The organism is Cellvibrio sp. OA-2007 (assembly GCF_000953825.1).
In the GTDB taxonomy this organism is placed as follows: Bacteria; Pseudomonadota; Gammaproteobacteria; order Pseudomonadales; family Cellvibrionaceae; genus Cellvibrio.
In genome coordinates this window covers 30,614-53,217 of record NZ_BBUL01000087.1, presented here as the reverse complement: position 1 = coordinate 53,217, position 22,604 = coordinate 30,614, and the positions used below count along the sequence as shown (strand labels likewise).

Sequence of the window (22,604 nt, the reverse complement as noted above, 5' to 3'; positions counted from 1 at the left end):
CCTCTATTTCTCTAATAAAAATCCTTTTATTATTTTTCCGATAGTCGAATTAAATCATTGTGATTAGCAATAATTACCCTGATGAGAGTGTAGTGGAGTTAAAAATGGCGATTAGCCTTGATGTATTAGCGTCTTTCGCGCCTTTTAATACCCTTAATCATGAGTATTTGGTGCAAGTGGCCGAAAAGGCCTCACTGCGGGAGATTGCCAAAGGCGCTATTATTTTCAAGCGCGGGCGTCCTTTTCCCGAGAAGGTGTATCTTGTCAGCGGCACAGTTGATCTTATTGATTCCGGGTTTCAGGTAAATACCATTAATCCCGCCAGCGAATCGCGCCGTTCGCCACTCAATATTACCCAGCCTACGCAAGTATCTGCCGTCGCCAAGTCCGACGTAACCCTGTTGTCAGTTGATAGTGATTTTCTCGATCTGGTGCTTGCCTGGAGTGAGTCCAGCGACGAAGAGGCCGACACCTCGGGGGTGAGCTTGCACGATGATAGCGATTGGATGTCTTCACTGTTGCAATCCCCTCTATTTAGTCGTTTGCCTCCGGCAAATATTCGTCAGTTGTTTATTCGCTTTAAAGCGCAAAAAGTACAGGCTGATGAGGTGGTCATCAAACAGGGGGAGCGTGGCGATTTCTTTTATGTACTGGAATCTGGCAGTGCCATGGTGATGGATCCGGCCGGTAAGATTTTGGCGGCGCTGCGTCCCGGGCATTATTTTGGTGAGGAGGCGCTAGTAGGCGATACCACGCGCAATGCCACGGTGAAAATGATCACCCCCGGTAAAGTGATGCGGCTCGACAAAGAAGATTTTCGCGAGCTGCTGCAAGAGCCTGTACTTAAATTTGTCAGTGCAGAGGACTTAAAGGCGCGCGGGGCGGATTTGCCGCCCTACCAAATTCTCGACGTGCGTTTACCGCTTGAGCGTCGCTCCCAGGCAGTACCTAATAGCCGTAATATTCCGCTCAACCAACTGCGTAATAACCTTAAAAATCTCGATGATGCAGTCACCTATGTCATTACTGACGACTCTGGTCGCCGCTGCGATGTGGCCTCCCATCTCTTGACCCAAGCCGGATTTGATAGCTGCATTCTGCGTGATTCCGCCCAATATTATTCTGGTTTATAGTTTTTACTCGTCAATTTAGTCACTCGAACTCATCTGCTTAATCAGCAAGCTGCATTTTTTTGCGGCTTGCCTGTATCATGGCCGCCTGATTTTTAGGGCAACCAAAAGCGATAGGCCACTATGAGCAAACAACGTGTTTTAACTGGTATCACCACCACAGGTACTCCGCATCTTGGCAATTACGTGGGCGCTATTCGCCCGGCAATTCAGGCGAGCCAACGCGAAAATGTGCAATCTTTTTATTTTTTAGCCGATTTTCATGCGCTGATTAAATGTCAGGATCCAGATCTAGTACACCAATCCACGCGGGAAATTGCCGCTACCTGGTTAGCTTTGGGGTTGGATACGGACAACGCAATTTTCTATCGTCAATCCGATGTGCCAGAAATTCCAGAATTGTGCTGGACGCTCACTTGCATGGCAGCGAAGGGCTTGATGAACCGTGCGCATGCCTACAAAGCTTCAGTTGATGCCAACCTTGAAGCGGGCGACGACCCGGATTTTGGCATTACTATGGGGCTTTATTCCTACCCGATTTTAATGGCCGCCGATATTTTAATGTTTAACGCCAACAAGGTGCCGGTAGGGCGCGACCAGATTCAACATATTGAAATGGCGCGCGACATAGCGGCGCGTTTTAACCATCACTATGGTGAGCACTTTGTATTGCCGGAAGCGCAGGTGGATGACAATGTAAATGCCGTACTGCAAGGCTTGGATGGTCGCAAGATGAGCAAAAGTTACGGCAATACCATTCCGTTATTTTTGCCAGAAAAACAATTGAAAAAATCGATCAATAAAATCCTCACCAATTTGCTGGAACCAGGTCAGGCAAAAGACCCAGATACCTCTCCGGTATTCCAAATTTGGCAAGCATTTGCAACACCTGAACAATCAACGCAGATGCGTCAACAATTTGCAGATGGGATTGCCTGGGGCGAAGCCAAGCGTCAGTTGTTTGAATTGATTAACGATCAGTTGAGTGAGGCGCGTGATAAATATGAAGCCCTACTAGCAAACCCTGCACATATTGAAGAAGTGCTGCAGCAAGGCGCAGCAAAAGCACGTGCCTACAGCCAGCCAATGCTGGAAAAGGTACGCGAAGCGGTGGGAATTCGTAAAATTAAATAACTTACTGAGTTATTAGAACTAAAAAAAATCAACACGTTAGCTTGCATGAATCAACACGTAACAGCTTGCCTCGCACCAAGCGGTTACGTGTTGATCAGCATATCATCGCTATTGATTACACAATTACGACCTGAGTTTTTAGCAATATAAAGCGCTTTATCAGCGCGATCAAATAAATCGTCTATGTGTTCTTTTTCATTGCTGTGACGGGTTGCGATACCGATACTTACAGTGGTTCCTATCACATTTCCGTTGTAGTTGATGTTTGTTTCGGCAATTTGTTGGCGAATTCGTTCGGCGATAATCTTGGCTCCTTCAGCGTCTGTTTTGCCCAACACAACCACAAATTCTTCGCCGCCATAGCGGAAGGTAATGTCAGAGCCACGGCAAGCCGATTGAATTTCTTTGGCAATTTCACACAACACCAAATCACCGCGGTGATGGCCATATTCATCGTTAATTTTTTTGAAGAAATCTACATCAATCATCAACAGCGACAGTTCGTGCTGGTGGCGCTCAGCCATTTGCAATTCACGGCGAAGCGCCGTATCCAACGCGGCACGATTGCCTAGCAGTGTTAATGGGTCGAGCAGAGCAAGGCGCATCGCAGTTTGATAGCGAATCGCATTGCGCAGCGGATAAACCAGTGAGCCAAGTAAAAACTCCAATGTGATGAGCTCGGCTTCAGCAAAGCGTTTGCTGCGATTAAAAATAATTTCGCCTAAATAGCCTTCATCAGTGGTTAGACGATAGTCGCAGTGGTGCAAGCATTCACGTCCTATCTTTAGGTCGCTGCTGGCTGTTTTAAACAATATGCCGGAGACGCTAACAAGGGTTTGGATGTGTTTGTAAAACAGGCTTAGCACTTCACCCGGATCCAAGCTCATTTGCAGCGCTTGAGCGAGGCGAGCACGTGTTGCAAGCTCCTGTTCCGGGGTTAGCGGTACGAGTGGGATAGTATTTGCGCCATTTGCCTTTGGGGCATTGGTCACCATGGTCATGTCCCGCATAATCTTTACCTGTCACATTGAAAGTTAGTCGTCACCATTTGCCGCTTTTGCGCAGCAAGGCGTCAGTGATAGGTAATTAGCGAAATTCATGCCATTTGATTTCTGGTTTTAAATATCGTTATTAATCAGCTAGATAGATAAATCTATTAAGGTGGGGTGGAGGTTTTTTCGCCAGAAAACTAGCATGGCATTTCTATTCTGGCGGAAAGATTTTGCCGCCAGTCAAAAGATTGTCGGCAAATATTTTTCTAATATGGGGGGTGTTGCTTGAGGGGGTGAAAAGAAAGTAACTCTAGCCAGAGCGGCGTTAACTCTTAATTTGAGGTAACAAAATGTTCAGGCTTAGGCCGCCCTCTGCGCGGTTTTCCGCCCAAATGCGGCCTTGATGTAAAGAGACGCTACGCTGTGCAATTGCCAAGCCCAAACCGTAACCGCCACTTTCTCTGGCGCGGGCTTGGTCGGTGCGAAAGAAGGGTTGAAAAATATCTTCAACGGCATCTTCTGGCACGCCGGGCCCTTGGTCCATTATGTCGATGCGATAGTTTTCACCGTCCCCAGTGTCATTCAGCACAATACAGATTTCTGAATTTTCTGGTGTGTAGAGCAAAGCATTGCGCAGAGTATTTTCAAAAACACCCACTAACATGTTGCCATGTGTGGCAACCAGTGCCTCTTCTAGTGAGCATTTAAGGCGAATATTGATATTTTTTTCATAGGCATCAGCTTGGTAATTAACGATCAGTGTTTGCATTAAGCTGACAAGATCCAGCACGTCATCCAACACCCAGCTGTCCTGACCTTGCACGGGCAGGGTGAGGATATCGGTGATGATATCGTTCAGATAATCTGCCGCCTGTTTGATGCGATCTAATTCATGGTCAACCACCCCATTGCTGCGTTGCCTTGCCAGTGCGAGTGCGATCTGTAACCGTGCAAGTGGTGTGCGCAATTCATGCGAGACATCTTTAATCAGCCGTTTTTGTTCTTGCATCGCTTTTTCGAGGCGTTCAGTCATGTGGTCAAAGTCGCGTCCGAGCGCAGCGATTTCATCGTTGCGGCCGCGAAACTGTTCGCTGATACGGACACTCAGGTCGCCACGCGCAATTTGATGCGTGGCTTTTTGCAAGGTGTTGATGCTGCGAGTGAAATGCCGGGCGAGAAAAAAACATGCAGAGCCACTAACGAGAATGGAGACCAGTAGCAGTGGCCAAATATTATCGAGAAATAATTCCCAAATAATATCGCGATCTTGCCCCGCATCGGGTCCGGCAGAAATCGTAATTAATTTCACGCTATTGCCGTCGTTTAGGGTGATATAGCGACCAAACAGTTTGCGATTGCGATCTTGCACCTTATCAAACGGGTGTTTGAAGGTAAGGCGCGGCGCGAGAAACATAACACCTGGGGGAAGTGGACGATCGAGCAAGTCGCGGTTTTCTTTGTCCACGACATAAACAAAACGAGTGGACCAAGCCGGCATCGCGCGTAGATCTTCAATCAATTGCCGGGTGTTGCGGTTGACTGCATTACCTACCATTTGGAACAACAGGCGCTTGGCGGGATCATCGTCATTAGCGCCGCTGCTGCGCTGTAGATTGCGCTCTGGTGTCATGTCGAACCAGTGCACAACAATATTAGTGCCGATAATGATGGCTACTGTAATCAACCAAAATGTAAAAAAGATTTTTAAATACAGGCGAGTCATTAATTTACAGAATCATCATCGTTCATAGTCAGCATATAACCTGCGCCGCGCACGTTGATAATCAAATCCTTTGATGAACCTGCAGCAGTAATTTTTTTGCGGATATTGCTTACGTGTACATCAATACTGCGATCGTAAGGTGTGAGTTTGCGGTTAAGTGCCTGCTCGGTCATATCGTCTTTGCTGATTACCTGCCCAGCGCGGCGCACAAGAATTTCCAACACGCTGAATTCGGTTCCGGTAAGCGGCACTTCATTGTTATCCCAAGTGGTTGTGCGCGTGCCTAAATGCAGGGATAACTTGCCCGAGGTCAATCGTTCCACACTACTTGGCGTCACCTCTTTTTGTGTGGCACGGCGCAAAATTGCACGGATGCGAGCAACCAATTCACGCGGGTCGCAAGGCTTGGATAAATAATCGTCAGCGCCAATTTCCAAGCCGATTACGCGATCTACCGTATCACCTTTTGCGGTGAGCATAATGACCGGGGTTTGGCTGTGCTGACGCAAGTTCTTTAGTACATCAAAACCGTTGCGAATCGGTAGCATCACGTCCAACACTATCACGGAATACGGATGCTTGAGCGCAAGCTCCAGCGCGGTTTGGCCATCGTAAGCCGTATCAATCGCAAAACCTTCAGTTTGCAGATATTCGCTCAGTAATTGACTGAGTTCTTTGTCGTCATCGATGAGAAGAACTTTAAGCATAGCGGTTTACAGTCCCGGTGGTGGAAGGCGCTGAGTGTGCACCAGCCCTAGGTGAGAGTCATGATTCTTTGGTTTTCATTAACTAATCTTAACATTATAGCGACCATAATGATTTCACTGGCTCGATTGCAGAGTCTGCACCAAATCAATTTATGAGAGTTCACAACCCAGAGGAAAATGATATGAAATCAGCCAAATTAGTTGCAGCGAGTATTGTATTGCTCAGTGCCGCCAGTATAGCGATGCCGAGCATGGCGGGCGATATGGGCAAAAAATGTGATGACAAGCATCACGCTGAAGGTTGGGGTGAGCAAGGGCGGATGGGTGGGCCAGATGCTCGCCATTTAGGCAAGGCGTTAAACTTAACTGATGCACAAAAAGAAACCCTCAAAGCGCAGCGTGAAGCAGATAGACCGGCTCGCGATGCATTACATACTAAACTTAAGGCTGCACGTGAAGCACTCGCCGCAGCAGTTGATGCAGGTGCGAACGATGCAGAATTGCATGCACTGAGCGAAACTGTAGGTAAATTGCACGCTGAACAAGCATTGGCTGGTGCTAAAGCGCAAAAAGCCTTCGTCGCGGTGCTGACCGCAGAGCAAAAGCAGGCTCTAGCTGAACTAAAGGCCAAGCGTATGGAGCGTAAAATGGAGCGCAAAGAAAAACGCGAATCGGCAAAAAGCTAGTTTTAATCAATATTATTCAGTTACAACCCCGGCTTGCCGGGGTTGTTTGTTTTGGGGCAGGGAAATGCGTGCTTGCTTGCGCGCGCTAATCTTGGGAAAATCCGCGCCGTTTTCTTTATCCCATTTTCCGTATTCGAGGTTATCGTGGCTCAGATTGGTCTGTTTTTTGGCAGTGACGAAGGTAATACCGAGCGCGTTGCCTATCGTATTCAACAGCGTTTCGGGGTGGATGTCGTTGATGTGCGCGACATAGCCGATGTAACCCAGTTGGACTTTGCCAACTACGACAAGATCATTCTCGGTATTCCTACATGGGACTTCGGCCAAATCCAATCAGATTGGGAAGAGTTTTGGGATGATATAGCTGCAGTCGACTTTTCTGGCAAACAAGTTGCGCTCTTTGGGTTGGGCGATCAATTTGGTTATGGTGATTATTTTCTTGATGCGATGGGTATGCTGCACGATGTGATTATTCAGACTGGCCCGGAAATTGTTGGCCATTGGCCTACCGAAGGTTACGAGTTTGAAGCGTCAAAGGCAGAGATCCCCGGTGCGGGAATGTTTGTCGGTTTGGCACTGGATGAAGATCAACAAGAAAATTTAACTGCAGAGCGTCTGAATCGTTGGTGTACACAAGTTCACGTCGAATTTGGTTTGGACACTCCACTGGAATTGCTAACGGATTAAAACATAGCACTGTTAAAAAAATAGGCGCACTCGCGCCTATTTTTTTAAGCTTTGCCGCTGCGGTATGGTTTTAAGCCTCTGCAACAAATACCGCACGAATCGGAGCAGGGTGCCCCTCCGCTGTTAATGAAGAATCTTCAGGGTGTAAAAATTCTGGCAGCGAATGAAAGCGCATCCATTCCGTTGCGCGCTGTTCTTCGGTGGTGGTTGGGCATACATCCACCACACGCGGATTGTTAAAACCCATTTTGCGCAACCAAGACAACATAGTGTCGCAGCTGGGCAAAAACCACACATTGTTCATTTTGCCGTAGCGATCTTCCGGCACTAATACATCACCCAACTTTCCTTCAATCACCAAGGTTTCCAATACCAACTGGCCACCAGGGCGCAACGTATTTTTTAATTCCAACAAATGATCCATCGGCGAGCGGCGGTGATAAAAAACCCCCATGGAAAATACCGTGTCAAACGCCTGCAGTTTTTCAGGCACATCTTCAATGCCAACCGGTAAAACATCAATTGGATACGCAGTGCCGGCAAAATGTTTAATCATGTGGAACTGCACAATAAAGCGCGGTGATGGATCTATACCAATCACGCGTTTTGCGCCAGCACCCAGCATGCGCCAACAGTGATAACCATTGCCGCAGCCGACATCGAGAATTAACCGGTCTTTTAGTGGGGCGAGATGCGGTAATACCCGATCCCATTTCCAATCTGAACGCCATTCAGTATCGATATGAATATCGTGAACAAAGTAGGGGCCTTTGCGCCAGGGAATCAACTCTTGCAATACAGAGCGAATTTCCGCGCGGGTGGTTTCATCACAATCGCTAGGTTGGCCAATGCGCACTGCGTCGGTTAAGGCGACCTGCGATGTTGCAACCTCGGGCAATTTCGCGAGCGATGCTTTCCAGCCTGCCAAATCACCGTAACGTTTTTCACAGAGCCCTGCGGCAATTTGTGCGGGCAGTTGCTCTGCCCATTTGGCGAGTGGTGAATCTTTTAAGGCATCCAGTAAATGATCGTAATTGATATTTGTCACGGTATTGTGTTGCTCTATTTAATCGCAATCAGCGAAGCAAAATTAAAACATTGAAACCATACATCAACACTGCTGAAGCCAGCTTGGCGTAACCGCTGGCGGTGGGCATCGAGTGTTTCAGGAATTAAATAATTTTCAATGGCAGCGCGCTTTTGTGCAATTTCCAAATCACTGTAACCATTGGCGCGTTTAAAGTTGTGATGCAACTCCGTCATTAAGTGTTGGTGTTGTTCATCATCAAATGCGACTTTTTCCGAGATGATCAATACCCCACCAGAATTTAATCCCTTGCCAATATTGCGCAACATATCGAGCCGCTCTTCAATGGGGATAAATTGCAGTGTGAAATTCAATACCGCCATTGAGGCATTGTGTAATACAACATCTTGGATTTGCGCTTCCACCAGCTCAACGGGAACTTCGCCGCTATCAGCGGCAATCACCTGTTGGCAGCGGGCGAGCATGGCGGCGGAATTATCTACACCAATAATTTTGCAATTGGCCGCCTGAATCCGGTGGCGCATGGCCAGTGTCGCTGCACCAAGCGAGCAGCCCAGGTCATAGCACTGGCTATTGGCCAGCACATAGCGTTCGGCAAGGTTGCCAATCATATTAATAATAGTGGCGTATCCCGGCACCGAGCGTTTAATCATATCCGGAAAAACGTCAACAACGCGCTGATCAAACGCGAAGCGGCTAACCTCTGCCAGCGGATTGGCATAAATAGTATCGGGGTTTGTATCGTGCATAGGCGTGACTAATTAATGGCGCAATAAGAAGCGAAAAGTAAGTGCGGGCATTGTAACCGTCATTGAATGTGACAACAAATTCAGCGATTCATAAAACTGTCATATTTCAGCAGGAATATTCAGGGCATTCACCTTTATTGTTATTAAGTTGTCATCTTATGTCTTTGCAGAGTCAGGTATTTAGTCAAATTACACTGCAAAAGGAATTGCGCCGCTTGATTGAGTTCAAGCTGTTAACCCCGGTTTTTCAACCCATAGTTGCAGTGGAAAACCCGCGCATTATTGGTTATGAGGCGCTAATACGCGGCCCTCAAGACAGCCCATTACATAAACCTGATGCGCTTTTTTCCGTTGCGCAGGAGTCCCGTTTGTTAGCCGCACTGGAATTTGCGTGTAGGGAAGTGTCGTGTGAGCGTTTTGCTGAATTGGCATTACCCGGCAAACTCTTTCTCAATATGAGCCCTATTAGTTTCACCGACAGTCAATACCGCGATGGCGTAACACGGGAAATTTTACAGCGGGTAGGTTTGAGTGCTGAACGTTTGGTATTCGAGTTAACTGAGAGCCAGCCTCTGGATGAGTTGGATTTGTTGCGCGCAGCGTCGGATCACTTTCGGCGGCAGGGCTTCGCCGTTGCATTGGATGATCTGGGTGCAGGTTACGCAGGTTTGCGTGTGTGGAGTGAACTCTGCCCGGACTATGTGAAAATTGATCGCCATTTTATCTCCGGTATCGATAAAGACCCGGTCAAACGCGAGTTTGTGCGTGCCATGCTGGATATAGCTCATCGCATGGGGCATAAGGCTATCGCCGAAGGTATTGAGACAGCGGCGGAATTCGACACGCTAGTCACCATGGGCGTTGAGTATGCACAAGGCTATTTTATTGCCTATCCACAGGCTTTGCCGATTGTTGAACTGCCTCCAGTGATTGCCGGACATGCCGGTAATTCGGTGCGTCGCTATCAAGATCACTTTACTCGCACGGTTCGGGAAATTGTGATGGACTCGGTACAGGTCACTTCCTCAACCCATGCAGAAACAGTGGTAAAAATGTTTCGCGCCGATGTGCGCTTGAGTTGTGTACCCGTTGTTGATGGCAACACACCTTTAGGGATGGTTAGCCGCGCAGAACTTTTAAATGTTTTTTCGCGTCGATTCGCACATGAGCTATATGCGCAAAAACCGATTCGGGAATTTATCAGCTCCTTATCGATTATTGTTGATGTCAGTACTGATTTAAAAAATGTGGGTCAATTGATTAGTGAAGATCCACAACAAAACTTGAGTGTCGATTTTATTGTCATAGATAACAATCGCTATCTGGGGGTTGGAAAAGTGCGCGACCTATTGCGCGCAATTACTGAAGAAAAACTCCGAATTGCCCGTCATAGTAATCCACTTACCCAACTGCCTGGCAACGTACCTTTGTATGAATGGGTTGATCATTTATTACTGCACAGGAAAGAGTTTGTCGTAGCATATTGCGATATCAACCACTTTAAGCCATTTAACGATGCATTTGGTTACAGTGCGGGCGATGATGTCATAGTGCGCTTAAGCCAAATTATTTGTGCGAGTGTTGACAAAGCAAAAGACTTTGTTGGCCATGTAGGCGGTGATGATTTTATTCTTGTACTGAGTTGTGATGATTGGCAATTGCGCTGCGAACAAATATTAAGTCGTTTTGCCGAGATGAGCCGTCAACTGCTGCCACAGGAATTAACAGAATATTGGAGTACTGATCGGCAAGGGCAGCGCCAAAAATATGGTGCTTTAACGCTTGCTATAGGCTGCGTTTCACCTGATTTAGAGTTTTGTGTCACGCATCATCAGGTGTCGCAGTTGCTAGCCGAAGCAAAACGCAGCGCCAAAGTGCAAGGGGGTAATCATCTTTTCTATTCGCGCCGTCGTAGGCCGCAGATGACAAGCGCCAATTAAATGAGAAGCGCTGAATGCGCTGGTAAATTCACAGCAACCTCAAGAAGCTGAGCTATTCTTAGTCTAATTTCTGGATGGAGGTGGACTAATGGCTGATCTTGGCTACTACAAGATGCATGCGCTAATCATTGATGATTTTGAGAATTTTCGCGGCACGCTGTACAAAATGCTCATGGATCTTGGCATAGGTAACGTAGATTCTGCCGCCAGTGGCGAAGAGGCGCTACGCTTTTGCAAGGCTCGCAGTTACGACATTATTTTGTGTGATAACAATTTAGGTAAGGGTAAAAGTGGTCAGCAGGTATTGGAGCAACTGCGTTCTACTGATAATACCTGTTCAGATAGTCTGTTTATTCTTGTCTCTGCTGAAAGTAGTAAAGGCACTATTATGGCTGCTTACGATTATGAGCCAGATGCCTACCTCGCCAAACCCATCACCCCTAAAGCATTGGATCAGCGTCTCGGTCGCTTAATTGAGCAGCGCGTAGAGTTAAAAGCAATTCATGCAGCACAGAAATCGGGAGATGATCAGCTTGCAATCAATCTATGTAAAGATTTGGTTGACTCTGGCAGTCGTTACGCCAATGTCTGTCAAAAGCTGCTCGGGCAGTTATTTCTCAAAAACAACAATTTGGCTGCTGCCGAGTCGGTTTACCGTACAGTGCTCGATAACCGGGAGTTGGAGTGGGCGCAATTGGGAATGGTAAAAACCAAACTGGCGCAAAACGATTTGCTTGGAGCACAACAATGGCTGGAAAATATATTGCAAGCTAATCCGCTCTGCATGAAGGCCTATGATTTACAAGCTGAGCTATTTAAGTTGCAGAACGACTACGAAGGCTTGCAGGGTATATTGCAAAAAGCCACGGATATCTCTCCGCTTTCTATTCTGCGCCAACAAGCATTAGGCGATGTGGCCCAGCAAAATAATGATTTGGTAACTGCTGCTAACGCACTTAAGCGTGCAGTTAAACTGGGCGAAAACTCCTGTTTTGATAATCCCTCAGTCCACTCTCTTTTTGCGCAGACCACAATTGATTTATATTCAATCGATAAAGAACTCGCAAAACCATTCGTTCGTGAAGCGATTGTGTGTGTTAATAATCTGGAAGAAAACTTCGGTAAAAGTAATCTGCGAAAAATAGAATCTTTATTGCTTGAAAGCCAATTACAAGTGTGTGCCGGTGATCAGCGTCGCGCGCAGGATGCCCTGGCAAGTGCCCAGTCATCACTGGTTGGTAACGAAGATGAAAATGCTTTATCGGTGCAAATTGAATTGGTGCGAACACTACGGTTGATAGGGAAGGCTGATGAGGCGCAGCAACTTTTGGAAGATTTGTTGCATCGTTATGCGGGTAAAGAGGAACATTTACAGCATCTGGATGTACTGCTGGATGAGCCGCGCAGTGAAAAGAATAAGCTTATGGTAGCTGAAATCAATAAAAAAGGTATTACTTTTTATAATGCAAAAGATTTCACCGCAGCTGCAGATGCATTTAAAACCGCACTACAAAAATTACCGAATCATATCGGCTTGCGATTGAATTATGTGCAGGCAATGATTGATAAACTGAGAACCCATTTTGATGCTGGAACTAGTGAAAAAGTCCAGCAAACCTTTACCAAAACCAATGCCATTATTTCCCAGCAGCATCCGCAATTTCAACGTTATCGCCAATTGAGTGATGTATACACCGCTCTGATCAAGGCCTATGAAAAAAACAAGCGAGGTTGAGCGTGAATAGCATGCCTAAGCAAAATTCCGGTAATGACGATAGCGAACAAACGCCCATTGATTTTTCTTTTGTGTTGGCGTCCAGTGTGCACGACATGAAAAACTCGTTGGGGATGTTGTTGAACACCTTATCCGCCATGATGGCTAATTCGCCCCCCAAAGATGCCGAGCAGGCACAATTTTTCTCAGTGTTGGAATATGAAGCGGCGCGTATTAATGGTGAGTTGGTACAGCTTTTGTCACTTTATCGCATGGATGAAAATACCATGTCGGTAGTGATTGATCAGCATTATGTAAGCGATATTATCGACGAGCAAATCGCACGAAACGATACCTTGTTAAAATCGCGAAATATCGATGTGCAGGTAAATTGTGACAGCAATTTAGTATGGTATTTCGATAATGAATTAATTGGCGGTGTACTGAATAATTTGATTGTGAACTGCGCGCGCTATAGTCGAAAGCAGTTGCGGTTAACGGCAATTGAAGAAGGAAATTTTTTGTGTATTTCTATCGCTGATGACGGACAGGGTTATCCTGACAATATGCTGATGGGAGCCGTACCGCAAACCCCGGTGTCATTTAGTTCAGGCAATACACGCTTGGGGTTGTTATTTACAGGCAAGGTTTTGGAGTTACATAAATCCAAAAAAGGGCAGGGCTATATGACCATTGCTAATAATGGTCCTTTAGGCGGAGGTGTATTGACGCTCCATTTACCCTAGGGCATCGCCTGATTGAGGTGTTGAAATCACAGAACGGCTATTGCATTATCACAACCCGTTTCGGTTTTTGCTTTCAGGTTAAATTTTATGCTTAAAATCCGCTTTAAAGATAATAAATACAACGCGGTATGGCTGGTGGAACCTAAAATCACCATAGGCCGCTCAGCAACTAATGCGCTAGTTATTGATGATCCGCTTGCCAGTGATGTGCATATGGAAGTACTGGTTGATAACGAGCATCTTACTTTACGTAATCTTATTCCTACCCAGCCGATCATAGTTAATGGGCAAACGGTTACCGGAGCCTGTGAGCTTAAACCAGACGATCAAATCAAGCTGGGGCAAGTGGAGTTGGTGGTAATTGACCCCAAACGAGAAGCGAAGGTTGTTGCAGAGGAATCAGCTAACGTTACCCAACTGCGGGCGCCTAAAGCGACGGGCTGGTCTTTAAAGGCGAATCATACCGCGCTGGCTAACCGTGTTTTTCCACTCAAAGAATTAAATGTCATAGGTCGTGCCAGCGAATGTGACATTAGTTTGGCGGCGGCACATCTGTCGCGACGTCATGCGCAATTGCAAATTATCGACGGTATGCTGTTTGTTAAAGATCTGGACTCTGCCAATGGCACTTTTTTAAATGGCAAAAGAGTAGCTGAGGCCCGCGTCAAGCGCGGGGATGAATTGCGTTTTGATGCTTTGACCTTCGGTGTAATGGGCCCGTCTGATGACATGGCAAAAACAACGGTGCGACAAGTACCTGTAAAAGCCGAGATTGTTGAGCCCAAGCTTAAACCCAGCCCGCGCGAAACTGCACGCGAGAAAGCCGTTGCGCCAACCAGAGCTTCATCGAGCCGCGCCGCTGCTGGCGTGCAGCCCCAATCTGCACCGCAGGAAAATGCCAAAGGGAAATATGGGCTTATTTTTCTTGGCGTGCTCGCTGTTGTAGTTATAACTACCCTGATTTTAACGCGCAAATAAGTATTGAAGCTTTACAGGAACCGGTCGATAACCTGTGATGCGACAACCAGCTATTGCTGCACACAGGTGAATTTATGAACATTTCCTCGCTTAATCATCCTTCTGTTAATAATTCAGCGGTTGGTTCTGGTCAGCTACCTCAATCAAATAGCACCAATTCTGCTACTCAAGGCAATTCGCACAAAGCACCCGAAGTCAGCCGTACAGAAGCATCTGATTTACAAGATAAACGGCAAACTGCGCTGCAAATCGTGAATCGCACCTTGACTATGGCCTACGAGAAAATTGCATCACGTGGTCAAGCTGCCAGTGCTGAATATGAAACCTTTGAACCGCTGACGGCGGAAAAGGTGGCTAATAATATTTTGGGCTTTATTGAGCGTCGCTTACAGTTAGATGTGGCCGACGGCGCAAGTCAAGAAGAGTTGAAAGCCCGTTTAGATGCTGGTTTAGCAGGGTTCAAAAAAGGTTTTGCTGAGGCGAGTGAAAAACTGGAGGCATTAAGTTTACTTTCCCCAGAGATAAAATCTGATATTGGCAAGACTTATGATTTGGTACTCGAAGGAGTGGATGAGCTGCGCTCCAAGTTTATCCAGTCAACAGAAGTGGAGGCAAAACAGCCAAAATCCAACTCTCCGGTCGACTTATTGAAAACAGCGGAGTCCAAAAAGTCACCCTCCAAGCTAGATGTTCCCGCGTTTTTACCAGCGACTAGTAGCCTCCTTGGCTATGGCAATTATGAATATGGTCGCGCACGTGAATTCAGTTTTGAGTTAACGACCAAAGAGGGTGATAAGGTCACTATTAAAGCGACCTCCAGTGAAGGTTTGGCTCTAGAGGCCGGGCGCACTGGGCGAGGCAATAATTCAGTGGGCGCGCTCAATGCCAGTTACAGCTCCAGCCAATCTTTTTCACTCTCAATTGAAGGGGAGTTGAACGAAGAAGAGCTTGGGGCAATTAATGATTTATTAGGGCGTGTAAACGGTCTGGCCAGCGATTTTTTTAACGGTGATCTGGATGTGGCATTTGAGCAAGCCATGAATATGGGCTATGACGCTGAGCAAATCGCCAGTTTCTCGCTGAACTTGGCTCAGGCAGAAATTCAGCAGGTAACACAAGCCTATCAAGCTTTTGAGCCAGGTGATGTTGAAAGTGGCATCAACAAGCCCCGACTGTTAGCCGATCAATTATTACCTTTGGGGAATTTCATTAAGGATCTACTTGCAAGCTTGGATCGCGCGCAAGAATTCAGTGAGCCAAGGTCGCTCTTATCTAATTTGGCTGAAAAAGTCACCGGCGAGACAGATGTCGATCTGCAACAAGGGCAGCGTTTCCGCGATTTTATGCAGCAAATAATGGCATTGGATGTGGGTTAATTTTTTGTGAAACGCCCGCTGTTGAGCTGATACACTGCGGTTTTGTCTGATGCGGTGTGTTTATGCAATCGATTTATCTTTATTCGACTCCTGGATGCCATTTGTGCGAGCTTGCCCGAGAGATAATCTCGCCGCTGCTGAGCCATTACTCCCTTTATCTTGAAGAAATTGATATAGCAGAATCTGATGAGCTGATCGAAAAGTATGGCGTTAGAATTCCCGTCTTAAAATCCCCCCTTCATATTGACGAATTAGGCTGGCCTTTTGACTCAGCGCAAGCTGATAGTTTTCTGAGGCGAATAAACTTCTGATCTATTACTGATTATTTTTTGTTGGGCGCCAGGCCAAGACTGTTCATTGTCTCTGCAACCCAGTGCAGTGAATCCACATAAATTTCTGCAATGAGGTTGGGGGTTAGCCCCAGCGCTGCTAATTGCGGCCAATTTATATTCTGCCAATGTCCTTGCTCGTGCGCCTGCACTACCTGCAATACCATTCCTTCTGGGCCGGCATGAGTCAGCATTGCATTGTTCAGTGACTCGCTGAGTGAAAGGCTTCGCAATAGCTCTTCCAGAGGGGAGTCCAGAAACGCATCCAACGTAGATAGCAGTCCAACTGTAAAATAAGTGTCAGGACTGTTGCGCTGATTCATTTTCGTGGCAATCATTTCGCACATGCGCGCTCGAGTTAATGCGGCCACACTCAGCTCATGAGGTTTTCCGCTCAAGTTGGAAAGTGCCAACAAATTAACCCAGTTTCTCAGTTTATTTAAGCCGAGTAGCATAATCGCTTGACGTAATGATTCAATATTTCGCGAAAGCCCGAATGCCGCGGAATTAACCAGGCGTAATAATTTAAAACTTAAAAGGGTGTCGCGCGCAATCATCCGTTCAATTTTTTCGATGGGTACGTCTTGATCGTGTAGAGCGGATAGGAGTTGCAATACAGACTGTTTATTTTCTGAAATTTTTCTTCCAGTAATGACTCGGGGCTTGGCAAGAAAATATCCTTGGAATAAATCAAATCCCAGCGCTTTGCACTGCTCGAACATCTCATAGGTTTCAACTTTTTCAGCGATCAACGTAATGTTAAAGGGTTTGAGATAATCAATATGCTGGCGAAGTTTTTCGGGCGACAAACTCAACACATCAAGTTTGATAATGTCGGCATAGGCTATTAGGTTTTTGCTGTTTTCATCTAATTCAAAATCGTCTAATGCAATGGTGTAGCCCTGCTCCCGCAATTGTTTCAGTGAGTGCAGCATGGCTGCGTCAACTTGTTGGCCTTCAAGTACTTCGATGACTAGTTTTTGGCGATTAAATGGCGGGGGAGAGTCAAGAAGGGTACGCGTAAAGTTAACAAAGGCTTTATGAGTCCCCACGACCTGCTCAATCGATAACTCAGTAAATGCGTTGAGTAATACTTGGGAGCTGGCGGCATCACCATCGGTAGTCGCAATAAATTTTAAATCGCTATTGCGACAGAGAAGCTCGTAGGCGACAACTTGCATATTGCCATCAAAAATAGGCTGCCGGGCGAGAAGAGGGATGGCTTCGGTCATAGAGTAAACGGATTGGTTGATTGTTGTGTTTGGAAAGACCCGCATCCTGAGATCTATGCAATTTAGTAGAGTGTAGCTGGCAACGGCCAGCTTACAACCGAGGTTTCAATAAACGACGGTTAGTGCGGGCAAAATTTTAGCTCACAGTCGATTTTTGCCTATACTGATACTACTTTAGTATTGATTTTCTTGATGAGGCCGCAAAAAAACGTATGGTAGCAGTATGTCCAAACTATTAGATTCTATAGATCAGCGCACCCGTTTAGTGGGAGAAAACCGGCTCGAGTTACTTATGTTTCGCTTAGGGGGGCGGCAGTTATTTGCAATTAATGTTTTTAAAGTACAAGAAGTAGTTACGGTTCCGGTTTTACGTCATGTACCCCATAGTCACCCTCATATTCGTGGAGTGGCACATTTACGCGGCCAAACAGTACCTGTTATTGATTTGCGAGCGGCTATTGGCATGAGCGAATTAAAGGAGCTGGATAACGCCAACCTAATCGTAGCTGAATACAATCGCTCCGTTCAGGCCTTTTTAATTGGTGCAGTTGATCGCATTGTGAATCTCAATTGGGAGCTTATATTGCCACCACCGAAAGGAACGGGAAGGAGCCATTTCCTTACTGCGATTACTAAACTTGATGATCAACTGGTAGAAATCTTGGATGTTGAGCGTGTGCTTGCCGATATTATTCCCTACAACACCAGTGTTTCTAACGATGTTCTGGATGCCAATTTGGTCGCGGAGGCGAGAAAACGCAAGTTAAAAATTTTACTCGCCGAAGATTCGCCTACCGCAGTAAAACAAGTAAAAGAAACTTTGGCTAACATAGGTATAGAAGTGTTGTCAGTACAGGATGGCCTGCAAGCATTAACCATGCTGCAACAGTGGGCCGCCTCTGGGCGCAAGGTCACTGATGAAATTCTGATGTTGGTAACCGATGCAGAAATGCCGGAGATGGACGGCTATCGTTTAACGGCGGAAGTGCGCAAAAACCCCGCTTTAGCTGATTTGTATGTGGTGTTACATACATCGCTTAGTGGTAGTTTTAATAAGGCGATGGTAGAGAAGGTAGGCTGCAATGACTTTCTATCTAAGTTCCAGCCCGACGAATTGGCAGCAGTTGTACAAAAACGTTTAAGTGAGTACTTGAAGAGATAATCTAATCTGGTTCCACAATAAAAAACCCGTGCATGAATATCTATGCGCGGTTTTTTATTGTTTAGCTATACCCAAATTACAATTGGCGATTTGCTTCGGCTGGTGTTACAAAATTAGTCTCTTGGCCTAAACGATAAGCGTAAATAACTGAGAAAGAGAGAACATTTTGTACGTAGCCACGGGTTTCTTTGTAGGGAATTGTTTCGATCCATACATCATAGGGAAGCTGTGCTTCTTTATCTTTATTCAGCCACTTTTTCACCCGACCGGGGCCGGCATTGTAAGCCGCTGCAGCCAGTATGCGGTTGCCCTCAAATACGCCAAGCAAATGATTTAAATAGCGGCTTCCCAGTGCAATGTTTTTTTCCGGTGTTATTAAATCTTGAAGTGTAAAGCTCAGTCCATTTTTTTGTGCTGTTTGCTTGGCGGTTGCGGGCAATAACTGCATTAACCCAAGTGCGCCAGCCGTTGATTTTGCATCATGCACAAATGCACTTTCCTGGCGTGTAACTGCAAAGATAAAAAGCGGGTTTACTGAGGTTTGTTGCGCGGCTTTGGTTACATGTTCTTTGTAAACGACCGGAAAACGTACCTCAAGATCATCCCAATATTGCGCCTCTGCCATTACTTGAATGCCATTGCGGTACCAGCCTAGTTTTTCAGCGAGGCGCCCCGCAATAACCATTTGTTCCAATGGCATGCGACGAGTAGTGTGAAAGAATTCCCGATTAGCAGCACCTAACTCACCGCGAGCAAAGAATTCACGCGCGCGTAAAATACCTTGTGCATTTTCTACCGCGGCAATTTGTTCGCTGGTAAATGACATGGGGCGATCAAGCAGGTGATAATTCACTTTGGTTTTATCGGCGGCTAAAAAACCATAGAAGCTGCGCGCTGGCGCTACAGTGTTATAAATACTTGTTGGCGTTTCACCATTTATTTCTTTGATGGACAGCTCTTCCATGGTTCGCGCCTGCCAATAGCGCCAGCGCTCACTATTACGAGCTTCCTCTGGTAAGCGCGCAAGCCACTCATTCACTCGCTCCCAATCTTGCTTGCGCAAAGACTCGCGAAGCAGCCATTCAAGCAAATCAATACGGGTTAAATTAGGTGTTGAGGCAACTAATTTTTCAGCGTCAACCTCATGATCCTGATAGAGGAGGCGCAGAGCAATCTGGTATTTGATTTCTACTCTGTTGCTGTCATCAAATAATTGCTGTGCATCGTAGCCATGCCAAAGCGCAAGCGCTTCTTTGGCGTTAACGCGCGCTAGCTTTTCCAAACCGTGCAAGATAACTGCCTTCATTTTGGGTGACTGTTTGGAAAATTTTGCTGTTTGTTTTAACAGGCGAGGATTCGCATCCACCTGCTGCAACAAAATAGCCATGGAGCGATCGGCAGCGGGTAGTAAGTTGCTCAAATAGCTGGCCATACCTTTGTTGCCAACTTTCACTACTTTTAAATGGCGCTCCCAAATTAAATCAGGTGTCATTAATCCCGCTTTTTTCCATTGATCAAATACTGGGTCGCACGCTTTGGATTGTGTCTTTTCGATATTCCACAGTGGTGCAACCTCATTAAGTGCGCTTTTATCCCCCGTCGCCAAACGCGCACGCAAATTGAGGCAAGCTAATTCTGGATCGGTAAGGCGTTTATCGTAAAAGTGCAAGTAGTCAGCCCAGCGCTCACGCTGAGCCAGTGTGCGTAACCACCGGTGAGTTAAGCGCTCAGATAAAAAAGAGTCAGGATAGTTCGCAAAAAAAGCCTGCACTTCTTGTTTGGGTAAACTAAACAAGCGATTGGTTAATTCTTGATATTCGAGATAAGGGAGTAGCGGGTAGTTTTTGAGTTGTTTTAATAAACGATGGTATTCAGGCATGTTTTTAGCGTTGAGCGCTTTTTGCGCCTGAACGTATTGTTGGCGCTCAATTTGACGATTATCTGTCTTGGTCGACGCTGTTTTTGTAGTGGATGGCGTTGTCGCTGCTTGTGCGTAAGTTAGGGTTATACTACCAACGAATACGCTGGCACTCAGTGCTACTGGCCAAAGTATTTTTGAAAACCTCATGGATACCTCAAATTGTGATCAAACCCAAGCGGGTTGGTTATGCCTTTCTGGTGGGATATGATGCGGCACTTTTTGCGCTGTACCTATTTATTTTGTACCTGTATAGCCGAAACAAGATGAATGCTGGAGCTACATTGGTTTTGTTGCTTCTACTAAAGACTTTAGCAGATGGCTAAACATTCACTTGAGAATATCAGTCCACTGGTGCTTGTGCCAGTATCATTTTCGTTGAAAAACTACCTGAATTATTCCTTCTATGTCTTTGATTAAAATTGAAAAAGCCGGACTCAGTTACGGCCTGCAAGTGCTCTTGGACGGTGTTGATTTAACGATTGAGCGCGGCCAACGGCTCTGTTTAATCGGGCGCAACGGTACCGGCAAATCAAGCTTGTTAAAAGTGCTGGATGGCGAGGTCGATTTAGATAAAGGCGAAGTCATTCGTCAAACCGGAATTCGCATTGCTCGCCTGGAGCAGGATTTACCAGAAGCAGATGATCGTCTGGTGTTTGACGCTGTCGCAGCTGGCGCAAAAGGGGTAGGTGAGTTGCTTGCGGAATATCGCCTGCTGTCTCATGCGCAGGATATTAGCGATAGCCAATTGGCGCGTATGGCCGATTTGCAACACCAAATTGAAGCTAATGATGGCTGGGCACTGCAGCAAAAAGTAGATGAAATTATCTCCCGCCTGGATTTGCCCGCTGAGCGTTATATGCGTGAGCTTTCCGGGGGCTGGCGTCGCCGTGTTGCGCTTGCACGCGCACTGGTGATTGAACCTGATGTGTTATTGCTGGATGAGCCAACTAACCATTTGGATATCGCCGCCATTGAATGGCTGGAAAAGCAATTGCTCAATTACAACGGCGCATTGGTATTTATCACCCATGACCGCTCTTTATTGCAGGCCTTGGCAACCCATATCGCCGAATTGGACCGCGGCCATTTGCGCTGCTGGGAAGGCGACTACGCCAGCTTTTTGGTGTATCGCGAGCAAGCGCTTGCGGAAGAGGCGCGTCACAACGAGCTATTTGATAAGCGCCTCGCGCAAGAGGAAGTGTGGATTCGCCAAGGAATCAAAGCCCGCCGCACTCGCAACGAGGGGCGCGTGCGCGCATTAAAGGCTTTGCGCGAGACTCGCTTACAGCGCCGCGAGGTTGTCGGCAAGGCCAATTTCTCCCTGACTACTGGCGGCGACTCAGGCAAATTAGTGGCCGATTTGGTCGACGTTAGCTATTCGTTTGGCGCAAAAAAGATCGTCAACCAGTTTTCTACCCGCATCATGCGCGGCGATAGAATTGGTTTGGTTGGCGCTAATGGCGCCGGCAAAAGTACGTTGCTTAAATTAATTCTCGGCGAATTACAGCCGCAATCTGGCAGCGTAAAGCTGGGGACTAATCTGGAAGTGGCTTACTTTGATCAACTGCGCGATCAGCTAGATCTGGATAAAAATGCGGTCGATAACATTGCCGGCGGGCGCGAATTTATTGAAGTTGATGGCAAGTCAAAACATATCTTTTCTTATCTAAGCGATTTTTTATTCAGCGGCGAACGTGCGCGCACACCGCTGCGAGCCTTGTCCGGCGGAGAGCGCAACCGCGTGCTATTGGCTAAATTATTCAGTAAGTCCGCGAATCTATTGGTATTGGATGAGCCGACAAACGATTTGGATGTGGAAACACTTGAGTTGCTGGAAGATATTCTCACCGAATACACCGGCACACTGTTGTTAGTCAGCCATGACCGGGCATTTTTGAACAATATTGTCTCCAGTGTTATTGCCTTTGAAGGGCGCGGCAATGTGCTTGAGTACATAGGTGGTTATGATGATTGGCTGCGCCAAGGCGGTAAGTGGACCCAAGCTGATGAGCTGCCAGCGGTGAGTGACTGCACTCCTGTCGATGAGCCGAAAAAAACTGCCATCCCTGAAATTGAAAGTGCTAAAGCTCCGGCCAAGCTTAAAAAATTGAGTTACAAATTCCAAAAAGAATTTGATGAGTTGCCGCAGAAAATTGAATTGCTGGAAAAACAGTTAAATGCACTACAGCTAGTGACAAGCGCCAGTGATTTTTATAATCAAGCACCTGCCACAGTAGAGCAGAAACTGCAGGAGCTTGCCAAAGTGCAGCAGCAACTCGATGATTGTTTTGAGCGCTGGGCTGAACTGGAGGATATGCAGCAAGAGTAATCGCCATTATTTTTGCGATGA

At 46.5% G+C, this 22,604-nt stretch carries 19 protein-coding genes; 12 read left to right on the top strand and 7 right to left on the bottom strand.

Annotated features, from left to right (window positions below; translation table 11 throughout):
• Positions 1-104: 104 nt before the first annotated feature.
• Positions 105-1,133, top strand: coding sequence for a cyclic nucleotide-binding domain-containing protein (locus tag AWU77_RS08905; protein ID WP_062061948.1), 1,029 nt, complete (start codon positions 105-107; stop codon positions 1,131-1,133).
• A gap of 120 nt (positions 1,134-1,253) precedes the next feature.
• The gene (locus AWU77_RS08900) at positions 1,254-2,264 is read left to right on the top strand and encodes a tryptophan--tRNA ligase (RefSeq protein WP_062061944.1); all 1,011 of its coding nucleotides are present in this window, start codon (positions 1,254-1,256) and stop codon (positions 2,262-2,264) included.
• An 83-nt stretch (positions 2,265-2,347) separates the two neighbouring features.
• Here the strand turns inward: AWU77_RS08900 and AWU77_RS08895 are convergent, their stop codons facing one another.
• The 3 genes from AWU77_RS08895 to AWU77_RS08885 all read right to left on the bottom strand — a co-directional run bounded on the left by AWU77_RS08895 (position 2,348) and on the right by AWU77_RS08885 (position 5,686).
• On the bottom strand, positions 2,348-3,274 hold the full coding sequence (locus AWU77_RS08895; protein WP_238582356.1) for a GGDEF domain-containing protein: 927 nt from the start codon (positions 3,272-3,274) through the stop codon (positions 2,348-2,350).
• Positions 3,275-3,581: 307 nt separating this feature from the next.
• Positions 3,582-4,979 (bottom strand): ATP-binding protein, encoded by a 1,398-nt coding sequence (locus tag AWU77_RS08890; RefSeq protein ID WP_062061941.1) that lies wholly within the window; start codon positions 4,977-4,979, stop codon positions 3,582-3,584.
• Positions 4,979-5,686: a response regulator transcription factor gene (locus AWU77_RS08885; protein ID WP_062061938.1), complete on the bottom strand. Its 708-nt coding sequence runs from the start codon at positions 5,684-5,686 to the stop codon at positions 4,979-4,981. The genes AWU77_RS08890 and AWU77_RS08885 overlap by 1 nt, the downstream gene beginning before the upstream one ends.
• A 182-nt stretch (positions 5,687-5,868) precedes the next feature.
• On the opposite strand from AWU77_RS08885, the gene AWU77_RS08880 reads away from it, so the two are divergent.
• Together AWU77_RS08880 and AWU77_RS08875 are read left to right on the top strand one after the other, a co-directional pair.
• Positions 5,869-6,372, top strand: coding sequence for a Spy/CpxP family protein refolding chaperone (locus AWU77_RS08880; RefSeq protein ID WP_062061935.1), 504 nt, complete (start codon positions 5,869-5,871; stop codon positions 6,370-6,372).
• A gap of 144 nt (positions 6,373-6,516) precedes the next feature.
• Positions 6,517-7,059 (top strand): flavodoxin, encoded by a 543-nt coding sequence (locus AWU77_RS08875; protein WP_062062171.1) that lies wholly within the window; start codon positions 6,517-6,519, stop codon positions 7,057-7,059.
• 70 nt (positions 7,060-7,129) lie between these two features.
• Here the strand turns inward: AWU77_RS08875 and cmoB are convergent, their stop codons facing one another.
• On the bottom strand, positions 7,130-8,098 hold the full coding sequence (cmoB, locus tag AWU77_RS08870) for a tRNA 5-methoxyuridine(34)/uridine 5-oxyacetic acid(34) synthase CmoB (protein ID WP_193747520.1): 969 nt from the start codon (positions 8,096-8,098) through the stop codon (positions 7,130-7,132).
• Positions 8,099-8,121: 23 nt separating this feature from the next.
• Positions 8,122-8,856, bottom strand: a complete 735-nt coding sequence (cmoA, locus tag AWU77_RS08865) for a carboxy-S-adenosyl-L-methionine synthase CmoA (RefSeq protein ID WP_062061929.1) — start codon at positions 8,854-8,856, stop codon at positions 8,122-8,124.
• Between the two features lie 158 nt (positions 8,857-9,014).
• Between cmoA and AWU77_RS08860 the strand changes: the two genes are divergently transcribed.
• The 6 genes from AWU77_RS08860 to AWU77_RS08835 all read left to right on the top strand — a co-directional run bounded on the left by AWU77_RS08860 (position 9,015) and on the right by AWU77_RS08835 (position 15,921).
• Complete coding sequence (locus tag AWU77_RS08860; RefSeq protein ID WP_062061926.1) at positions 9,015-10,796, top strand: bifunctional diguanylate cyclase/phosphodiesterase; 1,782 nt, start codon at positions 9,015-9,017, stop codon at positions 10,794-10,796.
• Positions 10,797-10,884: 88 nt separating this feature from the next.
• Positions 10,885-12,531 carry a response regulator gene (locus tag AWU77_RS08855; protein WP_238582355.1) on the top strand — a complete coding sequence of 549 codons (1,647 nt, stop codon included), beginning with the start codon at positions 10,885-10,887 and terminating at the stop codon, positions 12,529-12,531.
• 11 nt (positions 12,532-12,542) lie between these two features.
• Positions 12,543-13,256 carry a sensor histidine kinase KdpD gene (locus tag AWU77_RS08850; RefSeq protein WP_062062166.1) on the top strand — a complete coding sequence of 238 codons (714 nt, stop codon included), beginning with the start codon at positions 12,543-12,545 and terminating at the stop codon, positions 13,254-13,256.
• An 87-nt stretch (positions 13,257-13,343) separates the two neighbouring features.
• A complete protein-coding gene (locus AWU77_RS08845) occupies positions 13,344-14,234 on the top strand; it encodes an FHA domain-containing protein (RefSeq protein ID WP_062061923.1) in 891 nt (296 codons plus the stop codon).
• Positions 14,235-14,308: 74 nt separating this feature from the next.
• A complete protein-coding gene (locus AWU77_RS08840; protein WP_062061920.1) occupies positions 14,309-15,610 on the top strand; it encodes a DUF5610 domain-containing protein in 1,302 nt (433 codons plus the stop codon).
• A gap of 62 nt (positions 15,611-15,672) precedes the next feature.
• The gene (locus AWU77_RS08835) at positions 15,673-15,921 is read left to right on the top strand and encodes a glutaredoxin family protein (RefSeq protein WP_062061917.1); all 249 of its coding nucleotides are present in this window, start codon (positions 15,673-15,675) and stop codon (positions 15,919-15,921) included.
• An 11-nt stretch (positions 15,922-15,932) separates the two neighbouring features.
• Here the strand turns inward: AWU77_RS08835 and AWU77_RS08830 are convergent, their stop codons facing one another.
• Positions 15,933-17,120, bottom strand: coding sequence for an EAL and HDOD domain-containing protein (locus AWU77_RS08830; protein WP_255353642.1), 1,188 nt, complete (start codon positions 17,118-17,120; stop codon positions 15,933-15,935).
• Positions 17,121-17,394: 274 nt separating this feature from the next.
• Between AWU77_RS08830 and AWU77_RS08825 the strand changes: the two genes are divergently transcribed.
• Entirely contained in the window at positions 17,395-18,333 is a 939-nt protein-coding gene (locus AWU77_RS08825) for a chemotaxis protein CheV (RefSeq protein WP_062061911.1), read from the top strand.
• Between the two features lie 76 nt (positions 18,334-18,409).
• Here AWU77_RS08825 and AWU77_RS08820 read toward each other — a convergent pair whose 3' ends face one another.
• Positions 18,410-20,401 carry a lytic murein transglycosylase gene (locus AWU77_RS08820; RefSeq protein WP_062061908.1) on the bottom strand — a complete coding sequence of 664 codons (1,992 nt, stop codon included), beginning with the start codon at positions 20,399-20,401 and terminating at the stop codon, positions 18,410-18,412.
• A 256-nt stretch (positions 20,402-20,657) separates the two neighbouring features.
• On the opposite strand from AWU77_RS08820, the gene AWU77_RS08815 reads away from it, so the two are divergent.
• Positions 20,658-22,583, top strand: a complete 1,926-nt coding sequence (locus AWU77_RS08815) for an ATP-binding cassette domain-containing protein (protein WP_062061905.1) — start codon at positions 20,658-20,660, stop codon at positions 22,581-22,583.
• Positions 22,584-22,604: the final 21 nt, after the last annotated feature.

Coding starts and splice junctions, on each gene's coding strand:
- AWU77_RS08820 (WP_062061908.1), bottom strand. CDS start 20,401: ATGAGGTTTTCAAAAATACTTTGGCCAGTAGCACTGAGTGCCAGCGTA.
- AWU77_RS08900 (WP_062061944.1), top strand. CDS start 1,254: ATGAGCAAACAACGTGTTTTAACTGGTATCACCACCACAGGTACTCCG.
- AWU77_RS08905 (WP_062061948.1), top strand. CDS start 105: ATGGCGATTAGCCTTGATGTATTAGCGTCTTTCGCGCCTTTTAATACC.
- AWU77_RS08845 (WP_062061923.1), top strand. CDS start 13,344: ATGCTTAAAATCCGCTTTAAAGATAATAAATACAACGCGGTATGGCTG.
- AWU77_RS08840 (WP_062061920.1), top strand. CDS start 14,309: ATGAACATTTCCTCGCTTAATCATCCTTCTGTTAATAATTCAGCGGTT.
- AWU77_RS08825 (WP_062061911.1), top strand. CDS start 17,395: ATGTCCAAACTATTAGATTCTATAGATCAGCGCACCCGTTTAGTGGGA.
- AWU77_RS08890 (WP_062061941.1), bottom strand. CDS start 4,979: ATGACTCGCCTGTATTTAAAAATCTTTTTTACATTTTGGTTGATTACA.
- AWU77_RS08880 (WP_062061935.1), top strand. CDS start 5,869: ATGAAATCAGCCAAATTAGTTGCAGCGAGTATTGTATTGCTCAGTGCC.
- AWU77_RS08860 (WP_062061926.1), top strand. CDS start 9,015: ATGTCTTTGCAGAGTCAGGTATTTAGTCAAATTACACTGCAAAAGGAA.
- AWU77_RS08830 (WP_255353642.1), bottom strand. CDS start 17,120: ATGCAAGTTGTCGCCTACGAGCTTCTCTGTCGCAATAGCGATTTAAAA.
- cmoA (WP_062061929.1), bottom strand. CDS start 8,856: ATGCACGATACAAACCCCGATACTATTTATGCCAATCCGCTGGCAGAG.
- AWU77_RS08815 (WP_062061905.1), top strand. CDS start 20,658: ATGTCTTTGATTAAAATTGAAAAAGCCGGACTCAGTTACGGCCTGCAA.
- AWU77_RS08895 (WP_238582356.1), bottom strand. CDS start 3,274: ATGCGGGACATGACCATGGTGACCAATGCCCCAAAGGCAAATGGCGCA.
- AWU77_RS08835 (WP_062061917.1), top strand. CDS start 15,673: ATGCAATCGATTTATCTTTATTCGACTCCTGGATGCCATTTGTGCGAG.
- AWU77_RS08855 (WP_238582355.1), top strand. CDS start 10,885: ATGGCTGATCTTGGCTACTACAAGATGCATGCGCTAATCATTGATGAT.
- AWU77_RS08885 (WP_062061938.1), bottom strand. CDS start 5,686: ATGCTTAAAGTTCTTCTCATCGATGACGACAAAGAACTCAGTCAATTA.
- AWU77_RS08850 (WP_062062166.1), top strand. CDS start 12,543: ATGCCTAAGCAAAATTCCGGTAATGACGATAGCGAACAAACGCCCATT.